Origin of the sequence: Streptomyces sp. NPDC007157 (assembly GCF_040634235.1) — a bacterium.
In the GTDB taxonomy this organism is placed as follows: domain Bacteria; phylum Actinomycetota; class Actinomycetes; order Streptomycetales; family Streptomycetaceae; genus Streptomyces.
In genome coordinates, this window is record NZ_JBEYFE010000038.1 from 45,996 (window position 1) to 67,940 (window position 21,945).

Here is a 21,945-nt window from a genome sequence, read left to right on the forward strand (position 1 = left end):
ACCCACAGCGTCGGTACATCTCCGCGCGTGCGGAGTGGGCATCATCCGCACCCTGGTCAGGCGTCGACTCCTCGGTGCATCTCTGCTGGTGCAGAGTGGACAGTTGGGAGTCCCGCCTGGGGCCGTATTGGGCCGGTGCATCTTCGCGCGTGCCGCCTGGATGATGTGTCGCCGGGCACGTGGGTGCCGCCGACCGGTACATCTCCGCGCGTGCAGACTGGACGGCGGCCCGACGTACGGCGACGACTTCGGGTTCGGGGCATTTCTGCGTGTGCGGAGCGGACATCTGCGCGGGGGTGTAGGGGCCAAGAGGGATCGGAGCATCTCTGCGTGTGCGGAGCGGACGCCTCCTGCACGGTCACATCGCGGACGTGCTGCGGTACATCTGTGCGTGTGCAGAGCGGACATCCGTGCGGCGCTGCCCACGACGTGCTCGCTCGGTACATCTGTGCGTGTGCAGAGCGGACTCTTGTTGACCTGCGGTTGTGCGGCGGCTTTGCCGTTACGTGATGTAGGTGCGGGGTGGCTGTCTGAAGCACTTTGTCCCCGCCTCCTGGGGCGACGATACGTGCCATAGAGACGATTCACTCATGGGAGCGGTTGTCGGCAGGAGTTAGCGCGTGCCGGGGTGCGGCGGGGTAGGGGAGGCCGCGTTCGGTTCCGGTGGCGTCAGGAGGGCGAGCGCAGGTATGAGGGTTGTGGAAGAGAGCCGGATCAACGGGCTGTCGCTGTGCCTGTGGGGCAAGTACTGCGCCCGGCACGGGTTGATTTACCCGCTGCTGTTCCACATGCTCGATACGGCCGCGGTGGCGGGGGAGTTGTGGGACCGGCTGCTGACCGGGCCGCAGTGCGCTGCTATCGCCGGGGGGCTGGGGATGAGCCAGGCGCAGGCCCGTCGTGTAGTGATGTTCATCGCGGGCCTGCATGACCTGGGCAAAGTGAGCCGTTTCCAGGCTTGCGAGCCGGTTGCGTGGGCACGGGTCAGTGATGCGCTGCGGGCCGATACGGGCCGCTGGAAGCTGATGCGGCATGAGCGGGCTTCCGCGCATGCCTTGGTCGGGATCCTCGCGGAGATGGGCTACGAGCTGTCGGATGATGCCAGCCCGGCCGTTCGGATGGCACAGATCGCCGGCGGCCACCACGGACGTTTCCCGCAGCTCGATGTGCATGGTGCGGCCAGCAGCCGGCGCGTGCAGGTCGACCTGGGCGGCCGGTTGTGGCAGGAGATCCGCTCCCGCTACGCCGCCCAGGTACGGCATTTGACAGGTGCCGAGGCCGTGCCGACGCAGGTGTCCGTCACGGCGGCGGTGCTGATGACCGGGCTGGTGATGGTCGCCGACCGGCTGGCCAGCCAGTGCAAGGTGTGGGCGCCGCGGGCGGACATGCCCGCCTACGGCGCGGCCCAGCACTTCGCCTGGGCCTGCTGGAAGGCCCGCGAGGTGGTGGAGGAGTCACGACTGGCGCGTATCGAACTGCCCGCGCTGCCGTTCTGCGCCGCACATCCCGGCCTGCGCGCCCCGAACCCGCTGCAGGCCTCGATCCTGGATGGCCTGCCTCAACTGGCCGGTCCACGAGGCGCCGGGATCCTGCTGGTCACCGACGGCACCGGCGCGGGAAAGACTGTCACCGCCCTGGAGGCGGCCCGCATCCTCAACGACACGTGCGGCACCCGGGGACTGTGCTTTCTGCTGCCCACCACGGCCACCGCGGACGCCGCCTACGACACGCTGTGCGGCTACCTGCGTGCGCACCGCCCCACCCCGGCCGTGCTCACGCTCGTGCACAACCACAGCTGGCTGAACGCCGCCTACACCGACGAGATGCTCGCCCCCGGCGACATCCCCGCCTGCACCGGAGACGCCCCGCACACCGATGACGGGGACGACGATGAGGACGAGGACGACGGCTGCCGGCCGGCTGGCAACGGCGGGAAAGGCGGTACCTGGCGGCGGATCCTCCCGGACGGCTGGGTACGCGGGTGGGACCGCGCGCTGCTGGCTCAGTTCACTGTCGCCACCGTCGACCAGGCGCTGATGGCCGCGCTCCCGGTACGCGACAGCGCCCTGCGGATGCTGTCCCTGTCGGGCAAGTGCGTCATCGTCGACGAGGCACACGCACTCACCGCGTTCAGCCGGCGCATCCTGACCCGCCTGCTGCACTGGCTGGGCAGCCTGGGTACCCCGGTGGTGGTGCTGTCGGCGACCTTGCCGGGACAGGCGGCGCGCGAACTCGTGTACTCCTACCTGGCCGGCGCAGGCCACCGCAGACGCGATCTGACCGCCCGCGCAGACGAGTTCACCGTGCCCTACCCGGGCTGGCTGTTCGCCGACGCCGCCACCGCCCGCGCCACGGGTATCCCCGCCGGCGCACGAACGCAGCACGCCGCCGCCCAGCAGCGCACCATCACGCTCCGACTGAGCCCGGCGCGCTATCAGCGTCTGCATGTCCCGGCGCGCCGGGCCAAGACGGGGGAGCGGCTGGCCCGTATCGCCGGGGCGATCGGCCCCGTGGCCCGGCTGGGCGGATGCGCCGTCATCGTGTGCGCCACGGTCGCCGACGCCCAGGACACCTACCGTTACCTGCAGCAGTTCCTGACGTGGCCCGCAGGGACGCAGGAACTGCTGCTGGTGCATGCCCGTTTTCCCGGCCACTACCTCGAACGGGCTCTGGCACAGGTCCGTACCCGGCTCGGCCCGTTCGGGCCGCGCCCCGAACGGCTGGTGGTGGTCACGACCAGTCTGCTGGAGCTCAGCCTCAATATCGATGCCGATCTCGTGGTCAGCGATCTCACCTCGCTGGCCCGGCTCATCCAGCGCGCGGGACGACTGTGGCGCTTCGAACAGGCCTGGCAGGACGAGCGGCCTCCCGGCGTCGCCCCGCGTCCGCCCTGGATCCGGGCCCGCGGCCCCCGTCTCACCGTCCTGCACCCCGTCGACCAGGACCGCACCACCCTGCTGCCCGAGGCCTGGGCCACCACCGACCACCCCTACCTCCAGCACGCCACCGCCCACCTGCTCACCCTGCCCGACCACCACCGGATCACCCTGCCCGAGCAGGCCCAGCACCTGGTCGAACTTGTCCACCAGTCCGGCCTGCCGGCCACCTGGGCCGACCGTCTCGCCGCCCTGTACGCGCAGCACCTGGCCGCCGAGCGGGCCGAGGAACACACCAGCAGCGTCCACCTCGTCCCTCCGCACGACCGGGTCGCCTCTCTGTCCGACCTGCACCGCCAGAAGCTGACCGCAGCCCAAGCCGCCACGCGCCCGCACGACCGGCCCCGTCGTGTCCTCGCCTGCTACCGGCATAGCGACCGCCCGCCCACCCTCGATGCGGCAGGCCGTCTCCCTCTGCCTCAGGGACCGCATCTGCGCCCTGCCGCGATCCGCACCGTGCTGCAGCACTCCGTGCCGGTCCCCAGCGCCTGGGTCGCTGCCGCCATTCAGGAGCACCAGGGCCCCGAGGCCTGGCAGCAGCACCCCCTGCTGGCCAACCTCGTCCTCCTCCCGCACGACCCGGACCGCCCACAGGCGGCCCAGCTCGGCCGCCACCACCTGTACATCGATGACGAACTCGGCCTGATCCACACCGAAACGGCCTGACCCGGCAACAACACGGGTTCCTGCACCCGGGCGCTACGGCCACTCCTGTGCATCGGTACGGGGCATCGTGTTTCGCCGATGCCCCAGCTCACGCAGCAACAGCCCGTTGCCATGGCCACAGCCGCGAAGACTCCCTCACCCCTTCACGGCCTCGTCGCCGAGGCAGCACCCATAAGCCCACCTGCCCTGCGGCGCGGTGCCGGCAGGCCGAAAAGACCCGCGGCCCGACCCTGCGCGCAGTGCACGGCGCGCGGCGGTGTACGCGGCGCGCGGCGTCCGTGGGCGCGCGCCCCGGCCTGTGCGCCAGCCGTTGGTCACACTAGTTCGCAGGCTCTGTACGGCAGTTCACTGCGGATGCTTTCCTTGATCCATGTGACGGTGCGTATCGCTCGTCACGGAATGTGTCCCTTCTGTCGTCCCTGCGGCCCCTTCGATCCGCTCCCGTACCAGGAACCGTCACCAACGAAATCCTGCGCGGGCGCGCGCCCCCCTCAGGCCGCATCCCGTCCATACCGCTCTGCCCGAGCGCCTTGCGCCGCGTCCTTGCCATGGCCCCGTACGGCCCGGCAGGAAGCGAAGAGGAGTGTTGGTGATGCCACCGCCGAGTTACCGGATCGACCTGAGACCCTGCATCCCGGTGCGCTCCGGCAAGCACATCGAGTACGTCGGCTTACGCGACCTGCTGCTGAACGCGCACCGCGTCGACGACCTCGCCCTGCCTCTGCCGCCCGCCCAGGCCGGCCTCTACCGCGTCCTCACCGCCATATGCGCGCCCATCACCGAACTCGACGACCCGGACCAGTACATCAAGGACTGGCTGGAGCACCGGTCAGAACTGCTCAGACGCGAAGACGGCTTCGATCCCGATGCGGTGCACGCCTACTTCGACGCCGACCCCGACGCCTTCGACCTGTTCCACCCCATACGCCCGTGGTGGCAGGACGCGTCTCTGGCCGTCCAGTGCTCGAAACGCAGCGGGATCAACTCCCTCATCTACGGCCGCGCGGCCGGCCGCAACCTGGTCTGGTTCAACCCCCTTCACACCGACACCAATCCCCAGCCCGCGCCCACTAGGGAAGCGCTGTGGAACCTGCTCGCCTACCACTACTACGGGCGCTCCGGGCGGGCCACCGTACGCACCGTCGAAGGAGCGAGCAGCGGACAGCTGCGAGCCGGCCCGCTGCGCTCTACCGTCTCCTTCCACCCCCGCGGCCGCACCCTGTACGAGACCCTCCTACTGCACCAGGCGCCCTACCGCGGCCATGACCAGACCCCCGGCAGCGACGCCTGCCCCTGGGAACAGCCCCCCATCGATCCGCTGCAGGTACCGCCCGAGGTGACCTGGCCCAGACGAGTGCTGACCGGCCGCTCCCGGCACGCCGCACTCCTGGTCCCCGACGCGAGCGGCGAGCACGTCACCGACGCCTACCTGACCTGGGCCACCCAGCACGACCCGCTGGAGGCCACCGACCCCTACCTCGTCTACGACCTCGACCCCAAGGCACCCGCCGAACGCCGGCGCAGCCCGCGCCGCGCGAACGCCGACCACGCCACGTTCCGGGCGCTGCCCGCCCTCGCACTCGCCGGTGACGAACACCGGCCGGGCTGCCGGCCCGAGGCATTCACCACGATTAACAGCCTTCCCGAAGGCACCCGCGCCAGCCTGCGGGTATGGGTGTGCGGATTCGACCAGGAAGGCAAGGTCAACAACCGTATCTGGTACACCAGCCTCACCCCGCCGATCTGGCCGCTGGTCCAGGAGAGCGACCCCGTCAAGGCCTCCCGCATCGTCGAGTGCTGCGCCGCCGCAGAGACCCTGGGCGCAGCCCTTCGCAAGGAAGCCGACCAGGCCTGGAAGGACGCCGGTCTCACCCGACGAAAGGGCGGCGGGAAAACAGACGCCAGTATGTGGGCCAGCCAGGCCCTCGCTGACTACTGGCCGCGCGCCGAACAGGCCTTCTGGCAGCTCGTCGACGACACCCGTCCCGCCTGGGGGGTGTTCGCCGCCGCGGCCATCACGGCGCTGTCCGAGACCACCCGCGACGCCCTCAACCGCCTGCCCAACGCCGGACCGGCCCTGGCCCGCGCCGTGCAGAGCCTGCGACGCGCCGGCACATCCCCCGACGACACGCTGCGCCCGACCGGAGGACCGCATGCCCAGCCGTGACGAACGCCGCTGCCACTACGACGCCTTCGTCGCTCACGTCCGCGGCCTGTGCCGCACCCGGCGCATCCGCAGCCGCCTTGAAAACGGCCGCGGCCAGCCCCCCATCGAGTGCCCGCACATGGACGCCTACCTCGTCAAACCCTGCCAGGGCTTCGGTGCCCGCCGCGCCCACTACACGATCGCCTCCCTGATCGCCCTGGAACGTCCCGTCCCGGACTGGACCGAGACAACCCCCTCCACCCCGCCAACACACCCCGCCACAGACGATCCCCTGGAAGGCGAACCGTCACCACCGGACAGCTGGGCGCGGCGCCCCAACCTCGGCCGCACCCTGGCCGACGCCGCCCGCGAACACCCCCGCACCGCCGCAGGCTGGCAGCGCGAAGTGGAAGTGATGGGCGTGCTCTCCGCCGACCTGCTGCACACCCGGCTGCCCCACACCGTCCAGCGGCTGCTCCACCTCGGCCTGGAATGCGACTTCGCCGTGCTGCTCGAAGACCTCGCCCAGTGGGACTTCGACCCGCCGGAAGTCGCCGGCCGCTGGCGCCACTCCTTCTACCTGACCGTCCCCGACACCCTCCTGGAGCTGTGATGCACACCCGCTACCTCGACCTCCACCTGCTCGAGCACCGGCCGCCGTCCTGCCTGAACCGGGACCAGCACAACGTGCCCAAGACCATGACCGTCGGCAACGCCAAGCGCATCATGGTCCCCGCCCAGACCCAACGACGCCCACTGCGCCTGGCACTCGAGGACACGCTCGCAGAGCCCGCCACCCGCACCCGCTATCTGCCCCCGCGCGTCGCCGAGGCGCTGCGCGCAGCAGGCTGGCCCGAGGACCTGGCCCACTTCGCCGCCGGGCAGCTCGCCCGCTCCGCCACCGCCAAGGGCCTGGACACCGACCCCAAGAACGGCCACCGCACCAACGCCATGCTCCTGGTCGCCGCCGACTCCATCGTCGAGGACCTCGCCGAACTGTGCACCGCACACCGCGCAGCCCTGGAGAAGGGCCTGGCCCGCCTCCAGAACAAGGAGCCCGACGAGGGCGGGGACACCAAGCCTGGCCGCGGCAAACCGCCTGCCCTACTGCCCACCGACAAGGTGGCCGCCTGCCTGAGCCGGCCCACCGCCACCATCCACCTCTTCGGCCGCATGCTCGCCGGCCTGACGGACGCCGACGTCCCCAGCGCCGTGCAGACCGCCCCCGCCCTCACCACGCACAAGAGCGATCTACAGCCGGATTTCGTGACCGCGGTGGACGACTGGCTCGACCCGGGCGACCGCGGCAGCGCCTTCATGGACACCTCGTTCCTGACCAGCGGAGTGTTCTACCGGTTCACCACGCTCAACCTCACCGACCTGACCCGCAAACTCGGCGGCGACCAGAGCCAGGCCCTGCACCTGACCGGCCTGTTCCTGCGCGCGGCCATCATGACCGTGCTCCCCGCGAAGCAGACGTCCACCGCCCCGCACACCGTGCCCGACCTGGTCGCCTACGCCGTCCGCGACGGCCGCCCCGTCAGCTACGCCAACGCCTTCGAACAACCCGTGCAAGCCGCCCCCGGCGGCGGCTACCTCACCCCCAGCTACCACGCCCTGGACACCTGCGCCGGCATCACGCACCGGCTGACCGGAACCAGCGACCTCGTCGGCCACGGCTACGCCACCGCCCAGAGCAGCGACGCAGCCCACCTCGGCACCCGGCACGACAGTTTCGACGCCCTCATCGCCGCAGCCCTCGCCAACGCGGCCGCGGACGCGACCGGCCAGCCACCGACGGCTGCCGCATGAGCGCTCTGCTGCTGCGCCTCGCGGGCCCCTTGGCGGCCTTCGGCACCAGCGCCGCCTTCCACGACCGCGACACCGTCCCCCACCCCACCCGTTCCGCCCTGATCGGCATGTTCGCCAACTGCGCCGGACGCGAACCCCACCACGCCCTCGACCCCTTCACCGACCTGCCCGGCCGGCCCCGCTACCAGGACCTGGGATTCCTCATCCGCATTGACCGGCCCGGCACCCCCTACACCGACTTCCACACCGTCGGCGGCGGCCACCCCCGCGACAGGCAACTGTCCACCAGCGGCGGCCCCCAGCGCCCCGAGGCGGAGTCCACCCTCGTCTCCTACCGCCACTACCTCGCCGACGCGGTCTTCACCGTCGCCGTCACCGGCCCCACCCCCCTCCTTGAGGCCATCGCCGGCCACCTCCGCCACCCCGCCAACGCCCCCTACCTCGGCCGCCGCACCTGCGTCCCCACCGAACCCCTCGTCCTGGCCACCGCCGTCACCGACCCCCTGGACGAGCTGACGCGCCGCACCCCGCTCAGCCTCGCCCGGCCGCCCCGGCCCCACACCACCACCGTCAACGTCGACTTCATCCACGAAGACCCCCCACCGGATCTGTCCACTGCCATCGACCACTACGAACTGTGCGACCAGCCCGTCGACTTCACCCCCGGCCAACGCCGCTACCACCCGCGCAGTGTGTGGCGCACCCGCGTCCCCCTGCCCGCCGCCCTCTACGCCGGCCCCAACCCCCTCACCACCCTCGCCGCCTACATGCACCCGGAGCAGCCATGACCCCCACCGCCACCCTCACCTGCATCCGCCTCAACCCCGCCCACCACGCCGTACGCCGCGACCTGGCCGACCGCGTCCAGCTCCACAAAACCCTCATGCGCCTGACCCCCGGAACCCCCAGCCCCCACCCCCGCCGCGACGCCGGGCTCCTCTTCCGCCTCGACACCGACCACGACGAGCCCACCCTGCTCGTCCAGACCACCCAGCCACCCAACCTGGCCGGCCTGCCCGCCCACTACGGCGCCCTCGTCGCAGCCCGCGACCTCACCCCCGTCCTACACGCCCTCACCACCGGCCAGCACGTCCGCTACCGCATCACCGCAGCCCCCGTCCGCCACCTCCCCGGTCCCCCCTGCGGCCGACGACCCGACGGACGCCTCCTGCGCCGCCGCGGCACCCCCACCGCCCTGCACGGCCACGACGCTGCCCAGTGGTGGCAGCGCAGAGCCACCCAGGCCGGCCTCGCCCTTACCGACATCAGCCTCACACCTTGCACCTTCGAACGCTCCCCGCACGCCCACCACAGGCCCGGACTCGACCACCGGCTCATCCAGTTCGACGGACACGCCCGCATCACCGACGCCCGCCTCCTCGCCCAGAGCATCTGCCGCGGCATCGGCCGCGCCCAGTCCTACGGCGCAGGCCTGCTCAGCCTCGCCCCCGCCTGACCCCGCATGCGGGCAGAACCATCCCTCCCGGAAGGACACACCCCGTGACCACCGAGCAGCCGCTGCGCGACACCAGCCTGCGCCGGGCAGCCGTCAGCCGGCTCATGTTCCTCGTCCAGCAGAACAGCCTCACCACCGACCACATCAACACCGTCGCCGAAGCCTTCGGAGTCCACCCGCGCAGCGTGCGCCGGTGGATGGCCAACGCCGCCCAGCACAACGACCGCTACACCCCGCAACGCCGCGCCTCCTTCGCCCTCACCCAGGTGATGCGCGACGCCGTCGCTCTCTTCTGCGGCAACATCGCCGTCGCCTACCGAGACTTGAAGAAGAGAGGCCACCTAGGAGACGACCCCGTCTCCTATGCCACCTTCCACCGCGCCGTCACCGCCGCCTACACTCCCGGCTTCCTCGCCGGCCTGCACGGCGGCGAGAGCGAACGCCGCAAGTTCGACGTGCACTTCACCCGCGACATCGGACACCGCAACCTGGCCTGGGAAGGCGACCACGTCGAAGCAAGCGTCTGGGTCAATGTCAACGGGCACCGCTGCAAACCCTGGATCACCTGGTTCATCGACTGCGCCAGCGACGCCGTCTGCGGCCTGTCCGTCTCCGCACAGACACCCAGCCGGGAGAACATCCTCCTCGCCATCCGCTCCGCCGTCATGCGAGGAGGCGCCCACGGCCCCTTCGGAGGCACCCCCGGCCTCGTCCGCGTCGACAGGGGCAAAGACTTCCTGAGTGACACCGTCGAAACAGCCTTCGGGATCCTCGGAGTCCGCGTCGTCGACCTGCCACCCAGGCACCCAGAGCTCAAGGGAACCGTCGAAGCCCTCAACCACGCCGTCAAAACCATGCACTTCCCCGGCCTCCCCGGCTTCGTCCACGCCCCCCGAACCAGCCGACGCACCAAAAGAGACCCCGATGAACGCCTCCTGACCTACGAGGCATTCATCCGCGTCCTCCTCGAATGGGTCCACGAGTGGAACTACGAGCACCGCATCCGCACCCGCGACCACCGCACCCCCAACGAGGTGTGGCACGACGACCTCACCCCCATCTACGACCCCGACCCCCAAGACCTCATCTTCACCCTCGAACTCCACCCCAGACCCCTGACGATCAACTCAGACGGCGTCCACTGGGGCAAACGCCGCTACCTCGCCCCCTACATGCAGGGCCGAGGTGGCACCACAGTCGTGCTGCGCTACATGCCCCGCCAGGAACGCACCGTCGAACTCTTCGACGCCAAGGACGGCACCTACCTGGGCCCGGCTGTCCTACAGAACGAAGCCACCCCCGAAGAACGACGTGAGGTACGGCGCGCCGCCGACCGCGAAGCCGGCCGCCTGCGCACCGCCCTGGACAAGGCGGTGCGCCAGCGCGAGGAACGCTTCGAGGCCGACACCGTCGCCACCACCCCCCGCCCGAGCAGCGACATGACCCAGGAACAGGCGGCCGCAATCCTCAAAGAGCACCGCCAGGACGAACACACCAGCGAAGCACGCCCCGACCTCATCCCGCTGCCTGACCCCACCGCCACCTGGAACAACACCCCAAAGCCCACCGAAAACCGCTCCGGCTCGACCGCCCCCCTGCTCCCGCCGCTGCCTGACCCCACCGCTTCCTGGATCCCCGCACCCCTGTCTGGCCCGCCCGAGGAGCCCACCGATGAACCACACGATTGACACCACCGCCCCGGCCAACGATCACTACCTCGGCCTGGCCGGAGCCAGCATCGTCCCCACCACTGCCTCACGCCTGACTCAACGCCACCTGGCCACGGTCATCAAGGCCCGCGCTCTGTGCTGCGTCCACGGCGATATCGGACTCGGCAAGACCTTCGCCATCAACACCAGCCTGCGCGACCTCGCCCCCGACAACACCCTCTGGCTCGAATGCCGCAAGGGAGCCCCGCTCGGCACCCTGCGCGCCGCCCTCTACCGCGCACTGGCACTGCCCGGAGAACCTCCCGCCAAAAGCGACGCATTCGACCAACTCCTCCTGCATGCCTTCGCCGAGCAGCACCGCGTCCTGGTCTGCGACGAGGCCCAAGGACTGACCCGGAACTCCCTGGAGTACCTGCAGACTCTCTGGGAGAACAGGCGCACCCAGCTGACCATCGTCCTCGCCGGCGGCGACAACTGCCTCCAGCGCATCCGCAGCTGCTCCGGCCTCTTCTCCCGCGTCCCGATCTACCAGCAGTACCAGCCGCTCACCCCCGACGAAGTCCTGGCCCTGATGCCGACCTACCACGCCTTGTGGCAGAACGTCGCCCCCGACGACCTGATGTGGATCAACGACGCCGCCTGCCACGGCAACTTCCGTAACTGGGCCAAGGTCACCTTCCACGTCCAGGACATCCTCGAACAGCACCCCGAGACCGCCTGGTTCAGCCGCGACACGGTCCGCATGGTCCTCAGCTTCCTCGACAGCAGCATCCGCAGTTGACCCGACCGCCGGCCGTACCCGGCGACACCCCGCCGGGTACGGCCGACTCCGCCAACCACCCCAGACCTCGACCACACGCCGGCGGGCAAACACGGAGCGATGCCGCCACTGCCATGCGCGGCATCTCAACGCGATTCGAGACCACGTCACACCCAAACAGGTGCTGGCGTGCAACGGGTGACCGTCGAGCTTGATGAATCGGTGACGCAGCCGCACAAAGCCCTGGGCGACGCCGTCGCCAAGGATGGCAATCTCGTTACCGCCGGGCGAGGTGACAGGGACTCCCTTGCATGCGTTGCGGCTGAGCTGCCGGGCAGCCTCGATCCACCAGGGGCCCCTCTCCGGAACCTCCGGCCCAGGCCACCCCCCATGCGGGGACGGGCGGAACGTAATGGGGTGTGGTGGCGGGGTGCTGGTGCTGCTCGTGTCCCGTCTGGCGGAACGGGACGATGCTGGCGGAACGAGCATCGTAGACTCGGCCCCCGCCTGCGGTATGGAGGCCAGGCGGGCGTCGTCATGAGGAAGGGGCATCTACGGTGAGTGCAACGGTGCGGAGTGACGCCCCGATCTATGAACGGCTCATACGCGAACGGGGCGATGTGGCTGCCGATGCGCGCAGGACGGCAGAGGCGACCTGGCGGGAGGTCGGTCGAGCCATGGACTTTCGCCTTCCGCACGCGATCGCCACGCGCGATGGCAGGCCCCGTTAACCGTCGTGTGTCCGCAGTGGCTTGCAGTCGCAGCCACTGTCAGTGCCGGAAGTTAACCTCCACGGTCATGACACCTGCACATCGACCCGTCGTCGTTGGTCACGAGGTGAGAGCGACCAGAGGGACCAGCCTCAGCCTGGCCGCACCGCAGGTGGCCGGCGAATGGCATCCCATCCGCAACGGTGACCTCACACCCGACATGGTCGCAGCAGGCTCGAGCCGAAAGGCATGGTGGCTCGGCCCGTGCGGCCACGAATGGCAGGCCGTGATCCACACCAGGAGCCGTGGATGCGGATGCCCCTACTGCGGGAACCGCAAAGTGGGATACGGCAACGACCTGTCAGCGCGGTTCCCCGAGGTGGCCGGCGAATGGCATCCCACCCGCAACGGTGACGTGCAGCCCGACCGGATCGCCCCCAAGTCAAACCGGAAAGTCTGGTGGCTGGGATCCTGCGGCCACGAGTGGGAGGCAGTCGTAGCGAACCGCACAGCCAGGCGCTCCGGATGCCCGTACTGCGCCAACCAGAAAGTCGGGTACGGCAACGACCTCGCGACCAGACACCCGGAACTCGCCGCGCAGTGGCATCCCACCCGCAACGACAACCTGACACCGGACCAAGTCCCCTACGGGGCACGGCGCAACGCCTGGTGGCGCTGCGCCAGCGGCCACGAATGGCGCGCCATGGTCTTCAAACGGTCCGCCGGAAGCTCATGCGACCAGTGCAACCTCATCGGTGTGTCCGAGGTGGAGCTGAGAGCTTTCGCCGAACTCCGCCTCGTGCTGGAAGGCCACCTGGCACCGCTCAGGCGTGACGCGCGCCTGAGCACGCCCCACCGGCAACGCCTGCGGGTGGACATGATCCTCGGGGACATCGCGGTGGAGTACGACGGCTCCTACTGGCACAAGAACACGGGCGCACGCGACCGGGAGAAGACACAGCGGCTGCAACTCGCCGGCTACAGGGTGATCAGGGTGCGCGAGCACCCGCTGCCCCTGACCGGCCCCACCGACACCGTGGCACCGAGAGCTGCCAAGCCCTTCCAGGTGGCAGCGGCGGTGCTGCAGAAAATGATCGACGAAGACCACCTCCCCACCGCCGCAAGAAAGGCGGCCGCGACGTACATCGCTGGCGGCCGGCTGGTCGCCCAGGAAGAAGCAGACCGTGCCGTGAACGCGCTGCGTGCTCGCGACCACGGAGCCAGATCCCTCGTCGCGCAGTTTCCCCGTATCGCCGAGCAATGGCATCCGCACCGGAACGGCGAGCTCACCCCGACGCAGGTCACCGCCGGCTCCGGGAAAGAGGTGTGGTGGCTGTGCGCAGCCGGACACGCATGGCGCGCCAAGATCGACCAGCGCGCCGGCAAGGGAACCGGATGCGGCTTCTGCTCCGGCCGCTACGCCACCGAGACGACCTCGCTCGCGGCACAAAGGCCGGAGCTTGCTGCGCAGTGGCATCCGACGCTCAACGGCACCCTCCTGCCCACTCACGTGACGCCGCATAGCGGGCGCGTGGTGTGGTGGCTGTGCATGCAGGGACATGCCGCCGAAGATTCCGTGGCCAACCGGAGCAAGGGCATGGTCTGCCAGCACTGCCCCCGGTCACGCCGGGGCCGGAGTGCCCGCTGAACGCGCGAGCGAGTACCTGAGCCCCAACTGGCAGAGATGTGTGTGATCAAGATAGAGGGGTCTTGCCACGCTGTGACCAGCCGCAGGCCTGTGCTACGCAGAGGCCTGGAGCTGAACCTCGTCGGCGTGCGCCGCTGCCTGTTCCGGCTGCGCTACGGCGGAGTAGAACACCGAGGAGCCTTGCTTGCTGCGATGGATGCGACTCTTGGCCACCAGGTTTTCGAGCGTGGTGCGTACCACCTTGGTGTCGACGGCACGGTCAGAGTGCGCCTGGCGCACGGCCTCCGCGATCTCTACTGCAGAACGTGGCTCGCTCTGCTCCGCCACATGCTGGTGGACGAGCTCGATCAGCGTGGGCTGAGCCGGCTGAGCCGCCTTCTCGGCCGCCACCTTCCCGTCCGGCGACTGTGCTGTCGAGGCCTTCTTCGCCTTCTTCACCGGTCGTCGCGTCCCCGATGCCGATGGAGCCTTCTCCCTGGGCGCGGGCACTACGGCAGCGTCGGCGCGGGCCGGCTCGGGAACCACGGCAGGCGCGCCGAGCGCCTGCCGCATGGTGACCAGCACGGTGTGGTCATGCTGCAGAGTCGCCAACTGTTCCTGCAGTGCTGCGAGTTCGGTGCTGATGCGTTCCTGCTCCCTGGCGTTGTGTTCGAGGTCGCTCGTCACCTGGCTGATGTACTGGGCAGTCAACTCGGTCGCGGGAGTCGTGGGTTCGGGCATGGGTGCCTCGTCGGTTTCTGTCTGGCGACGCCGTGGATGTCTCCAGCAAGTCCTGGAAGATGTGCCGCTCGCCATGCGTACGGCCCCACCGATATTACGGGTGAGGAACCTTGTTTCTCCTGTGTGCGACGTCTTCGTCTCCGGAATAGGCCGAGGAGCAGGAGATTGTCTTCAACGGGCAGTTGGCCGTGGGTTCCGCAACCTGGGTTCGGTCCCCGTCTGAGGTGTGCGCGGTTCCCACAGCACCTCGTCGGTGTCCCGGCGCTGACGCCATGCTGCCAGCGCCCGCACGGCGACCAGCCGATCGAGGAGTTCGGCGGTCTGCTGTCGCGAGTGTCCGCTGAGACGGGTGAGTACCTCCATGTCGACGGTGTGCGTGGAATGGTCGGTGATGTGTGCGGCGAGGATGAGAGCGATCAGCCGCAGAGCCGGCGGTGAGGCCGAGGGCAGGTGCAACGGGGCGGGGCGAAGCGCCCAGTGGGCAGCGCGGCAGCGTGAGCGTCGCCCCGGAACCTGATCCAGGACGGCGTCATCGAGCAGGTGGACCTCCACCAGCACGGGCCTGAGGTCGGGATATCGCAGCCACGCACCGTGGGTCAGTTCCTCCCAGAGCTCGGTACGGCCGCACAGACGCATGCCCCGCAGCAGGCCCGCAGGCAGACGCGCGCGGCCGAGGCTGTCAGTGCGCAGCGCGCACTGCACAGCGAGCATGCGGGCGCCGGGGGAGGCGAACTGTGGCAGAGCGGCGGCGAGATAGGTGAGTGTCTCCCGGACCCGGGCGCGTTCTTGCGTGTCGTCGCGGTGAGCGCTGAGGGCGGGCGCGGCAGACGCGGGGGAGTGGCGGCGGATGAGTTGTGTATCCGGGACGAGAACTGTGTGACTCGTGGCGGCCGCGCAGGCTGTGCAGGTGTCGGCCAGCCGCCAGGCGCGCCCGCCGCGGCCTTGGGTGAGTGCGAGCAGGACCGGGCCGGCGCAGCCGCGGTGGCGTGGGTGCCAGTGGCAGCCCTGGTCGCGGCATTGGCAGGTGCGCAGATGGCCGGGGAGCGCGTCGGCGCGCGCATGGCGGGCCAGATGGGCCAGGGCGGCGGACCGCGCGGAGGCGGCCTCGCATGCGGGCGTGCGGGTGGTGCACTGGGCGCAGACGAGGTTGGGTCCTTCTGCCCGTGGGTGCAGTTCCACCGTCCAGATGCGCCGTACCGCGGCACCGTCGAGCCTCATCGGCCGACCGTCCTCCCATCTGCGCGTTCCGAAGAACCGCGGCGCCACATGAACAGGCGCTGCGGAACGAACGCACGGTAGTGCAGAACCCTGCACCGCGACCGTCCCGGTTTCGTCGGGGAAGAAAGTGCAGAGGTCTGCACTGACAGGGCAGAGGTCTGCACCGTCGGATGGTGGGGTGACGATCATCCCGCCCGATCCCGACCTCAATGCACTGCGCGTCGAACTCGTGCGGCTGCGGGGCGAGCGCGGATGGACCATCGACCAACTCGCCGAACGCAGCAACCTGGCCCGGCGCACCCTCATCGACCTCGAACACGGCCGCAGCACCGGAACCGTCACCACCTGGCACGCCCTGGCCCACGCCTTCGACGTCCCCATCGAACGCTTCCTCACCGCGCTGTGTGAAGGTCACCCCATCCCGGGCACACCCCAGCCCTGACCCGGCCGTGCCGCCATCCGCTCACCGGACGCGGAAAGAAATCACCCGCCCGGGCGAGACGGCATCGAACGACAGACCCACGCCTCGCGCAACTGTTCCCGTATGTGGGGCCGATCGTGTGACATCGCCGGAAGCCGCCCCCGGCCAGCGGCGCGTCACCTGGCACGGTCACCGCCATGCGCCCCCACCCCCTGCCCGCGGACCGCCACTGGGACGGCAGCCCCCGCCGGGTCCTCCGCCGCCACGGTCTGCAGATCGCCCCGGCCAGCCCCAGCCGACTGCTCCGCGCCGGGCAGACCGGCCGCTGCCGTCACTGCGGCAACCGCATCGACTGGTACCCCCGCCACGACGACCGCCCCATCGCCCTGCATCCCGCGGACGTCGCGGTCGTCGGCACCCCGGCGTCCTGCCGCTGGCACATCGGCGGCGGCATCGCCCACCCCCACGACGACGGCAGCGCCTGGTGCCGCATCCCCCACGCCGTCCTCTGCCCCCAGCAGCCCTTGCGTTCCCACACCGGCCGCACCCGGCTCACCGCGCTGCGCCGCGACCTCGCCGTGCACTCCCGCCGCCTCATCGACACCGGCGCCTTCACCCCCCAACCCTGCCCCCAGACCCCTGCAGCCGCGCCAATCGGCGAGGCCGGACAGCCCATCCGTCCTGTCGTCCGGATCCTCCTCGTCCCCTACCTCGGCCACAGCCCCCTCGAAGACATCCGCTGCGTCGCCCAGACCCGCCAACGCCGCCGCTGTACCCGCCCCCTCCTCGCCCCCGGCCACCTGGCAGGCCGCTGGAGACTCCTCCCCACCGGCCCCCACCACGGCCAACTCGCCCTCCCCGGCACCACGATGGCCGTCTACGACCTCAGCCACCTGCCCTACACCGACCAACTGCGCTGGCGCGCCCAGCACTGCCCCACCCACTCGACTGGAACCGCTCCCGATCTCGCTCACGCCGGCTGGCAGGTCTTCGACCCCCTTCTGCACGCGGCGCACATCCGCACCCGCCTGCCGCACACCCCGGCACGCGGGCTGGGGGGCCGGTGACGGTGCACCACGCCCTGGAAATCGTGCTGACACGGCCCCTGACGGCGGCCGAGCTGCGCCGCGCCGCCCAAGACTGGCCGCTCGCAGCCAACCACGACACCAGCCGCCTCATGGCCGTGGCAGGCGGCAAAACCCCCGAACGAGCCGCACACCGCCTTCGCCAGCAGCTCGCCGGCCGGCTGCCCATCGACGTGATCACGACCCACTACCCGGACGCGTACGGACACGTCCTGCTCAACGTCGCCTTCCCGCCGGCCGCCTACACCGCCCTGGAACGGAGCGCCCGCCACGCGGGCCAGACCCCCGAACGCTACGTACGCGGAGCCATCCACCGCGCCCTCGCCGAGCACACCGCCCAGGAGGCCGACCGCCTCGACCGCGCCGTCCGCCAACTCCTCGCCCACACCAGCCCCGCACACCTGATCGCCGCCGTCGGCCACGCACTCGCCCAACTCCCTGAAAGCCCCAGGCCATGAACCCCACAGACGAACAGACGGCGGCCGCCGACGCCTTCCACGCCGGCGACCACCTCGCCCTGCAGGCCGGCGCCGGCACCGGCAAGACCACCACCCTCGCCCTCCTCGCCCACGCCACCACACGCCGTGGCCGCTACCTCGCCTACAACCGGGCCATCGCCCAGGACGCCCGCACCCGCTTCCCCAGCACCGTCCAGTGCAAGACCGCACACGCACTCGCCTACGCGGCCGTCGGGCACCGCTACACCCGCCGCCTGAACGCACCCCGCCGCCCGGCCTGGCAGACCGGCCAGGCCCTCGGCATCACCAAGCACCTGCGCATCGGCGACCGCGAGGTCTCCCAACGCGCCCTGTCCAACGCCACCCTGCGCACGGTCACCCGCTTCTGCCACACCGCCGACGAGACCATCACTCCCCACCACGTGCCCCCACTGCGCGGCCTGGACGACCCCGACCTGCACGCCGAACTCGCTGCCCACATCGTGCCCTTCGCCCGCAAAGCCTGGGCCGACCTCCAGCACCCCGACGACGGCGCTGTCCGCTTCGACCACGACCACTACCTGAAAATCTGGGCCCTCACCCGCCCCCGCATCGACACCGACTTCCTACTCTTGGACGAGGCCCAGGACACCAATCCCGTCGTCGAACAGATCTTCCTCAGCCAGCGCGACCACGCCCAGCTGGTCCTGGTCGGCGACTCAGCCCAGGCCATCTACCAGTGGCGCGGCGCCAAAGACATCATGACCGGCTTCGACGGCACCCACCTGACCCTGTCGCGGTCCTTCCGCTTCGGCCCCGACCTCGCCCACGAGGCCAACCGCTGGCTCCACCTTGCCGACGCCCCCATCCGCCTCACCGGCGCCCCCGCCCTGCGCACCGAACTCGGCCCCGTCACCCAGCCGGACGCCGTGCTGTGCCGCACCAACGTCGGCGCCATGGTCCAGGTCATGACCCTCATGGCAGCTGGATACCGAGTCGCGCTTGCCGGGGGAGGCGACGGCTTGCAGGCTCTGGCCCTCGCGGCCCGCGACCTGAAAGAAGGCCGCTCTACGCACCATCCCGAGCTGATCCTCTTCCCTTCCTGGGGCGACCTGCAGGACTACGCCGCCCACGACCCGGCCGGACGCGACCTGCAGCCCCTGGTCAACCTCATCGACACCCACGGTCCCGACGCCATCCTCACTGCCGTCGCCAGCCTCGCACCCGAACCGCACGCCCAGGTCACCGTCTCCACCGCCCACAAGGCGAAGGGACGCGAATGGCCCCGCGTGCTCATTGCAGACGACTTCGCCCGGCCCAACGACAGCAGGACCAACGAACAGGCAAACGCCACGAGGCCGCCGGACCCCGTCGACGACGCCGAAGCGCGCCTGGCCTACGTAGCGGTCACCCGTACCCGTCACCGCCTCGATCTGGGCGGCCTGTCCTGGATCTACGATCATCCCGATGGCACCCCCTCCGTCTGAGTGCCCTGACGAGCGGACGCTGGTCATCGCATGGGGCGGCGCGAAGGGCCGGTCTTCGCTTCCCCAGCGGGAATAGGGAGCGCCCCGACCTGTAACGTGGCGATCTTCGGGCGGCGTAGGCCCCGGAGTCCCGAAGGTGAATCCCCATGACGATCGATGAGCTGCCCGTCGCGTGGCGGCTGTCCCTCGAGGACGTCCAGGCGGGGTGGCGTGCGCTGTGGTGGACCGTGGGACCGGACGGCGAACTCGCCGTGATGTTGGTCCAGCGCCGGTACCTGAGCCGCGACAAGTATCCCCGCGGGTGGGTTGGATGGCGTGCCGAGACGCCGTTCGACGGGGAGTTGGTCATCGCGTCCGGGCAGGAGCAGCGGCGTATCCCGGTCGAAGGGATCGACATACGGCCCAGCCACCTGGCCCTGCTCCCAGGCTCCCGGTTCCTGCTGGCATCGGGCCGTACCCACCGGGACACGGATGGAGCCTGGTGGAAGAACGCTGTTGTGTACTCCCCCGAGGGCCGGCCGGAGGGTGCCTTCTGTATCGGTGACGACATCCCGGCCCTGGTCACCGACCGCAGCGGGGACATCTGGACCGCCTACGGTGACGAGGGTATCTACGGCAACCACCCGGAGTCCGGGGCCGGCCTGGCGGGTTGGAACACCCGGGGTGTCGCGACGTGGGCACCGGAGGGGAGACTTCCCGACTGGCCACTGGAGGGTTGCACGGCCGCCACGGAAGGAGAGTCGGTGTGGCTGGTCTGGTATAGCCCCAAAGGAACCTTCCTCACCCGGATCACACCCTCCACCGGCGAAGTCACGAGCTATCGCAGCCCGGTAAAGGCCCCGGACGGGTTCGCAGTGCGTGGCACGCGGGTGGTTCTGACCAGCCGCGACCACTACAAGCGCAGCACCACCGTGACCCGCGCGGAGCTGGTCGGCGACGTGTGCGTCGCCGTCTGTCACGAGCGGGTGCGGGTGCCCGGGCGGGTGGTCATGAAGTGCGGCCAGGGCCGCGACGGAACCCTATGGCTCCGAGCCGGCCGTACCTGGGTACGCATCGACGCCTGAGAGCCTGAGGTGTCGTGGGCTGGCGCTCTCGCGTGCTGCTCGTCGGCGCCGGCGCCCGATGTCGACCTGTTGCCTGAACAGGTTGGTGAACACCGCTTCCGATTCGTTCAGCGGCGCGGCGATGAGGTTGACGACCAGCAGGCTGATCAGGACGGCCCGTGTCAAACGCCTGACGCGGCCCGCCTCAAGACCGGTTATCGTCACCGTCCGGAAGTGCGAGCGTGTCGGGGGCTTGGGAGCGAGCGGGATGGCCGGGCGATCGCGGTGGGGGCGGGACCGCGGGAAGAAGTACGCGGTGCAGCAGCAGACGGCCGGTCAGCAGGGGGTCTTCTGTGGGGGTGGTGGGGCGTGTGATGGCAGGCTGCTGCGTTTGGGCTAGAGTCCCGCATGGGCATTGGAGACACTTCCATCGCGGCTCTTTCGGCTGCGTTCAGCGGACTCGCGGCGTTCGGCGCTTGGAAGGCCTCATGTGAGGCTAACGAGACTGCTGCGTCGGTTGCTCGGATCGAGCGGGACCGTTGGCACGACGCGCTGACTCCGCAGCTCCGGCTGAAGCTGGAGCGGTCGGACGGGCTGCTCTACGTCCGCTTCGACGGTCTGGCTCAACTGGGCCGTCTCAGCGTGCGACTGACCGTTCGTGACGACTTCGACCGTTCCCGGGTGCGCAGCCTTGCTGGTGGTCCGACGCCGGAGGCGATCGCGGGGATCGTCTGGGGCCCCTACCGGTTCCGGCCCGGCATCGACGGTGCCGACCAACTCGGTCGGAGCGTCGCACCGTTCCCGCTGGAGGCAGGTGATCGCACCAGGCTGGCTCTTGACCCCTCCGTGAAGCCGGCCTGGTATGAAGGCGCTGACGGTGAGGAACGCTGGCGGCGGCAGTACCAGGACGCGACGATCCGGTTGTGGGCCGACTGCGAGGCCGAGGGGCACAGGCCGTGGCGGCTCAGCTTCGGGGTCACGCAGGACGGCCGGTGGGCGCAGACAGGCCGCATCGTCGGCAGTTGAGGCTGCACGCGTGATGCTCTCTGTACGTGCGTCCGGCTGGAGCGCGATCATTGGCTCATGCCCTCTCGGAGCCCCGCGCAGCTGCTCGCGGCCCATGTTCAATCTGTCCTTGGTGATGGTCCGTTTCCCCCGCCCCGGGGCTGGACGCACATGGGCGCCGTCATCTGCGACGCCAGCTTCCATGCCCGGCGCCGCTACCGATCGACCATCCGGCCGAGGCTTCTCCGGCTTCAGTCGGCGTGGCCTGACGCTGTCACGGTCCGCGGCTTTAAGGCACGGATCACCACGGAAGACCTCGCCGTCGCCATGGACTTCAACGCCCCGGGCAGGGTTGCGACGGCTCACGCCGTCACCACGCTGCTGGTGGCCCGGGGCGTCGATACCCGGGACGATCTCCATGAATGGCTCGCTCTCCCGGACAATCGTGCCGCCCTGCGCACCGTGAAGGGCGTGGGCCCGAAGACCGTCGATTACATCGGCAATCTTGTCGGCCGGTCGCAGGTAGCCGTGGATGTCCACTTGCGTGCCTTCGCCATGGATGCTGGTGTCGTAGGCCTTGGGTACGAGGAATTGCAGGCTGCGTACGAAGAGAGCGCCGCTGTTCTCGGGCACGAACCCGGCGGCCTGGAGCACGCCGTATGGCGGTTCAAGTCGCAGGCCGGCATGTAGATTTTGCGGCACCAATGTTGGCCGGGCTTCCGGCTGTC

General features: G+C 70.0%; 18 protein-coding genes and 1 pseudogene. 17 read left to right on the forward strand and 2 right to left on the reverse strand.

The genetic code is table 11. The features are described from left to right. Positions 1-689 precede the first annotated feature (689 nt). From ABZ642_RS42060 to ABZ642_RS42105, 10 genes and pseudogenes are all read left to right on the forward strand, one after another. Entirely contained in the window at positions 690-3,599 is a 2,910-nt protein-coding gene (locus tag ABZ642_RS42060; protein ID WP_360495549.1) for a CRISPR-associated endonuclease Cas3'', read from the forward strand. 592 nt (positions 3,600-4,191) lie between these two features. Next, positions 4,192-5,766: a type I-E CRISPR-associated protein Cse1/CasA gene (gene casA / locus ABZ642_RS42065; RefSeq protein WP_360495552.1), complete on the forward strand. Its 1,575-nt coding sequence runs from the start codon at positions 4,192-4,194 to the stop codon at positions 5,764-5,766. Next, on the forward strand, positions 5,753-6,358 hold the full coding sequence (gene casB, locus ABZ642_RS42070; protein WP_360495555.1) for a type I-E CRISPR-associated protein Cse2/CasB: 606 nt from the start codon (positions 5,753-5,755) through the stop codon (positions 6,356-6,358). Before casA ends, casB begins: the two co-directional genes overlap by 14 nt. Beyond that, complete coding sequence (cas7e, locus tag ABZ642_RS42075) at positions 6,358-7,557, forward strand: type I-E CRISPR-associated protein Cas7/Cse4/CasC (protein ID WP_360495558.1); 1,200 nt, start codon at positions 6,358-6,360, stop codon at positions 7,555-7,557. Before casB ends, cas7e begins: the two co-directional genes overlap by 1 nt. Continuing rightward, positions 7,554-8,345: a type I-E CRISPR-associated protein Cas5/CasD gene (gene cas5e / locus ABZ642_RS42080; protein ID WP_360495561.1), complete on the forward strand. Its 792-nt coding sequence runs from the start codon at positions 7,554-7,556 to the stop codon at positions 8,343-8,345. Before cas7e ends, cas5e begins: the two co-directional genes overlap by 4 nt. Further along, on the forward strand, positions 8,342-9,013 hold the full coding sequence (gene cas6e / locus ABZ642_RS42085) for a type I-E CRISPR-associated protein Cas6/Cse3/CasE (RefSeq protein ID WP_360495564.1): 672 nt from the start codon (positions 8,342-8,344) through the stop codon (positions 9,011-9,013). Before cas5e ends, cas6e begins: the two co-directional genes overlap by 4 nt. A 44-nt stretch (positions 9,014-9,057) precedes the next feature. Beyond that, complete coding sequence (locus ABZ642_RS42090) at positions 9,058-10,701, forward strand: Mu transposase C-terminal domain-containing protein (protein WP_360495567.1); 1,644 nt, start codon at positions 9,058-9,060, stop codon at positions 10,699-10,701. After that, on the forward strand, positions 10,685-11,464 hold the full coding sequence (locus ABZ642_RS42095) for an ATP-binding protein (protein ID WP_360495570.1): 780 nt from the start codon (positions 10,685-10,687) through the stop codon (positions 11,462-11,464). The genes ABZ642_RS42090 and ABZ642_RS42095 overlap by 17 nt, the downstream gene beginning before the upstream one ends. Positions 11,465-12,241: 777 nt before the next feature. Further along, positions 12,242-12,469: pseudogene (locus tag ABZ642_RS42100) on the forward strand (zinc-ribbon domain-containing protein); the annotation flags it as partial. Between the two features lie 24 nt (positions 12,470-12,493). Then, a complete protein-coding gene (locus ABZ642_RS42105) occupies positions 12,494-13,801 on the forward strand; it encodes a zinc-ribbon domain-containing protein (protein ID WP_360495648.1) in 1,308 nt (435 codons plus the stop codon). Between the two features lie 93 nt (positions 13,802-13,894). Here the strand turns inward: ABZ642_RS42105 and ABZ642_RS42110 are convergent, their stop codons facing one another. After that, on the reverse strand, positions 13,895-14,521 hold the full coding sequence (locus ABZ642_RS42110) for a BlaI/MecI/CopY family transcriptional regulator (RefSeq protein ID WP_360495573.1): 627 nt from the start codon (positions 14,519-14,521) through the stop codon (positions 13,895-13,897). Positions 14,522-14,692: 171 nt separating this feature from the next. Further along, on the reverse strand, positions 14,693-15,739 hold the full coding sequence (locus tag ABZ642_RS42115; RefSeq protein ID WP_360495576.1) for a hypothetical protein: 1,047 nt from the start codon (positions 15,737-15,739) through the stop codon (positions 14,693-14,695). 178 nt (positions 15,740-15,917) lie between these two features. On the opposite strand from ABZ642_RS42115, the gene ABZ642_RS42120 reads away from it, so the two are divergent. The 7 genes from ABZ642_RS42120 (at position 15,918) to ABZ642_RS42150 (ending at position 21,907) form a co-directional block, all read left to right on the forward strand. Further along, positions 15,918-16,181, forward strand: a complete 264-nt coding sequence (locus ABZ642_RS42120; protein WP_360495579.1) for a helix-turn-helix transcriptional regulator — start codon at positions 15,918-15,920, stop codon at positions 16,179-16,181. A gap of 176 nt (positions 16,182-16,357) precedes the next feature. After that, positions 16,358-17,227: a DUF6083 domain-containing protein gene (locus tag ABZ642_RS42125; RefSeq protein ID WP_360495582.1), complete on the forward strand. Its 870-nt coding sequence runs from the start codon at positions 16,358-16,360 to the stop codon at positions 17,225-17,227. 23 nt (positions 17,228-17,250) lie between these two features. Then, entirely contained in the window at positions 17,251-17,703 is a 453-nt protein-coding gene (locus ABZ642_RS42130; protein ID WP_360495585.1) for a hypothetical protein, read from the forward strand. Next, on the forward strand, positions 17,700-19,169 hold the full coding sequence (locus ABZ642_RS42135) for a UvrD-helicase domain-containing protein (RefSeq protein ID WP_360495588.1): 1,470 nt from the start codon (positions 17,700-17,702) through the stop codon (positions 19,167-19,169). The genes ABZ642_RS42130 and ABZ642_RS42135 overlap by 4 nt, the downstream gene beginning before the upstream one ends. Before the next feature lie 146 nt (positions 19,170-19,315). Further along, positions 19,316-20,233 (forward strand): hypothetical protein, encoded by a 918-nt coding sequence (locus ABZ642_RS42140; RefSeq protein ID WP_360495591.1) that lies wholly within the window; start codon positions 19,316-19,318, stop codon positions 20,231-20,233. Between the two features lie 387 nt (positions 20,234-20,620). Next, entirely contained in the window at positions 20,621-21,238 is a 618-nt protein-coding gene (locus ABZ642_RS42145; RefSeq protein WP_360495594.1) for a hypothetical protein, read from the forward strand. Positions 21,239-21,388: 150 nt separating this feature from the next. After that, positions 21,389-21,907 (forward strand): hypothetical protein, encoded by a 519-nt coding sequence (locus tag ABZ642_RS42150; protein WP_360495596.1) that lies wholly within the window; start codon positions 21,389-21,391, stop codon positions 21,905-21,907. The last annotated feature ends 38 nt before the right edge of the window (positions 21,908-21,945 follow it).

Coding starts and splice junctions, on each gene's coding strand:
- ABZ642_RS42060 (WP_360495549.1), top strand. CDS start 690: ATGAGGGTTGTGGAAGAGAGCCGGATCAACGGGCTGTCGCTGTGCCTG.
- casA (WP_360495552.1), top strand. CDS start 4,192: ATGCCACCGCCGAGTTACCGGATCGACCTGAGACCCTGCATCCCGGTG.
- casB (WP_360495555.1), top strand. CDS start 5,753: ATGCCCAGCCGTGACGAACGCCGCTGCCACTACGACGCCTTCGTCGCT.
- cas7e (WP_360495558.1), top strand. CDS start 6,358: ATGCACACCCGCTACCTCGACCTCCACCTGCTCGAGCACCGGCCGCCG.
- cas5e (WP_360495561.1), top strand. CDS start 7,554: ATGAGCGCTCTGCTGCTGCGCCTCGCGGGCCCCTTGGCGGCCTTCGGC.
- cas6e (WP_360495564.1), top strand. CDS start 8,342: ATGACCCCCACCGCCACCCTCACCTGCATCCGCCTCAACCCCGCCCAC.
- ABZ642_RS42095 (WP_360495570.1), top strand. CDS start 10,685: ATGAACCACACGATTGACACCACCGCCCCGGCCAACGATCACTACCTC.
- ABZ642_RS42110 (WP_360495573.1), bottom strand. CDS start 14,521: ATGCCCGAACCCACGACTCCCGCGACCGAGTTGACTGCCCAGTACATC.
- ABZ642_RS42115 (WP_360495576.1), bottom strand. CDS start 15,739: ATGAGGCTCGACGGTGCCGCGGTACGGCGCATCTGGACGGTGGAACTG.
- ABZ642_RS42125 (WP_360495582.1), top strand. CDS start 16,358: ATGCGCCCCCACCCCCTGCCCGCGGACCGCCACTGGGACGGCAGCCCC.
- ABZ642_RS42135 (WP_360495588.1), top strand. CDS start 17,700: ATGAACCCCACAGACGAACAGACGGCGGCCGCCGACGCCTTCCACGCC.
- ABZ642_RS42140 (WP_360495591.1), top strand. CDS start 19,316: ATGACGATCGATGAGCTGCCCGTCGCGTGGCGGCTGTCCCTCGAGGAC.
- ABZ642_RS42145 (WP_360495594.1), top strand. CDS start 20,621: ATGGGCATTGGAGACACTTCCATCGCGGCTCTTTCGGCTGCGTTCAGC.
- ABZ642_RS42150 (WP_360495596.1), top strand. CDS start 21,389: ATGGGCGCCGTCATCTGCGACGCCAGCTTCCATGCCCGGCGCCGCTAC.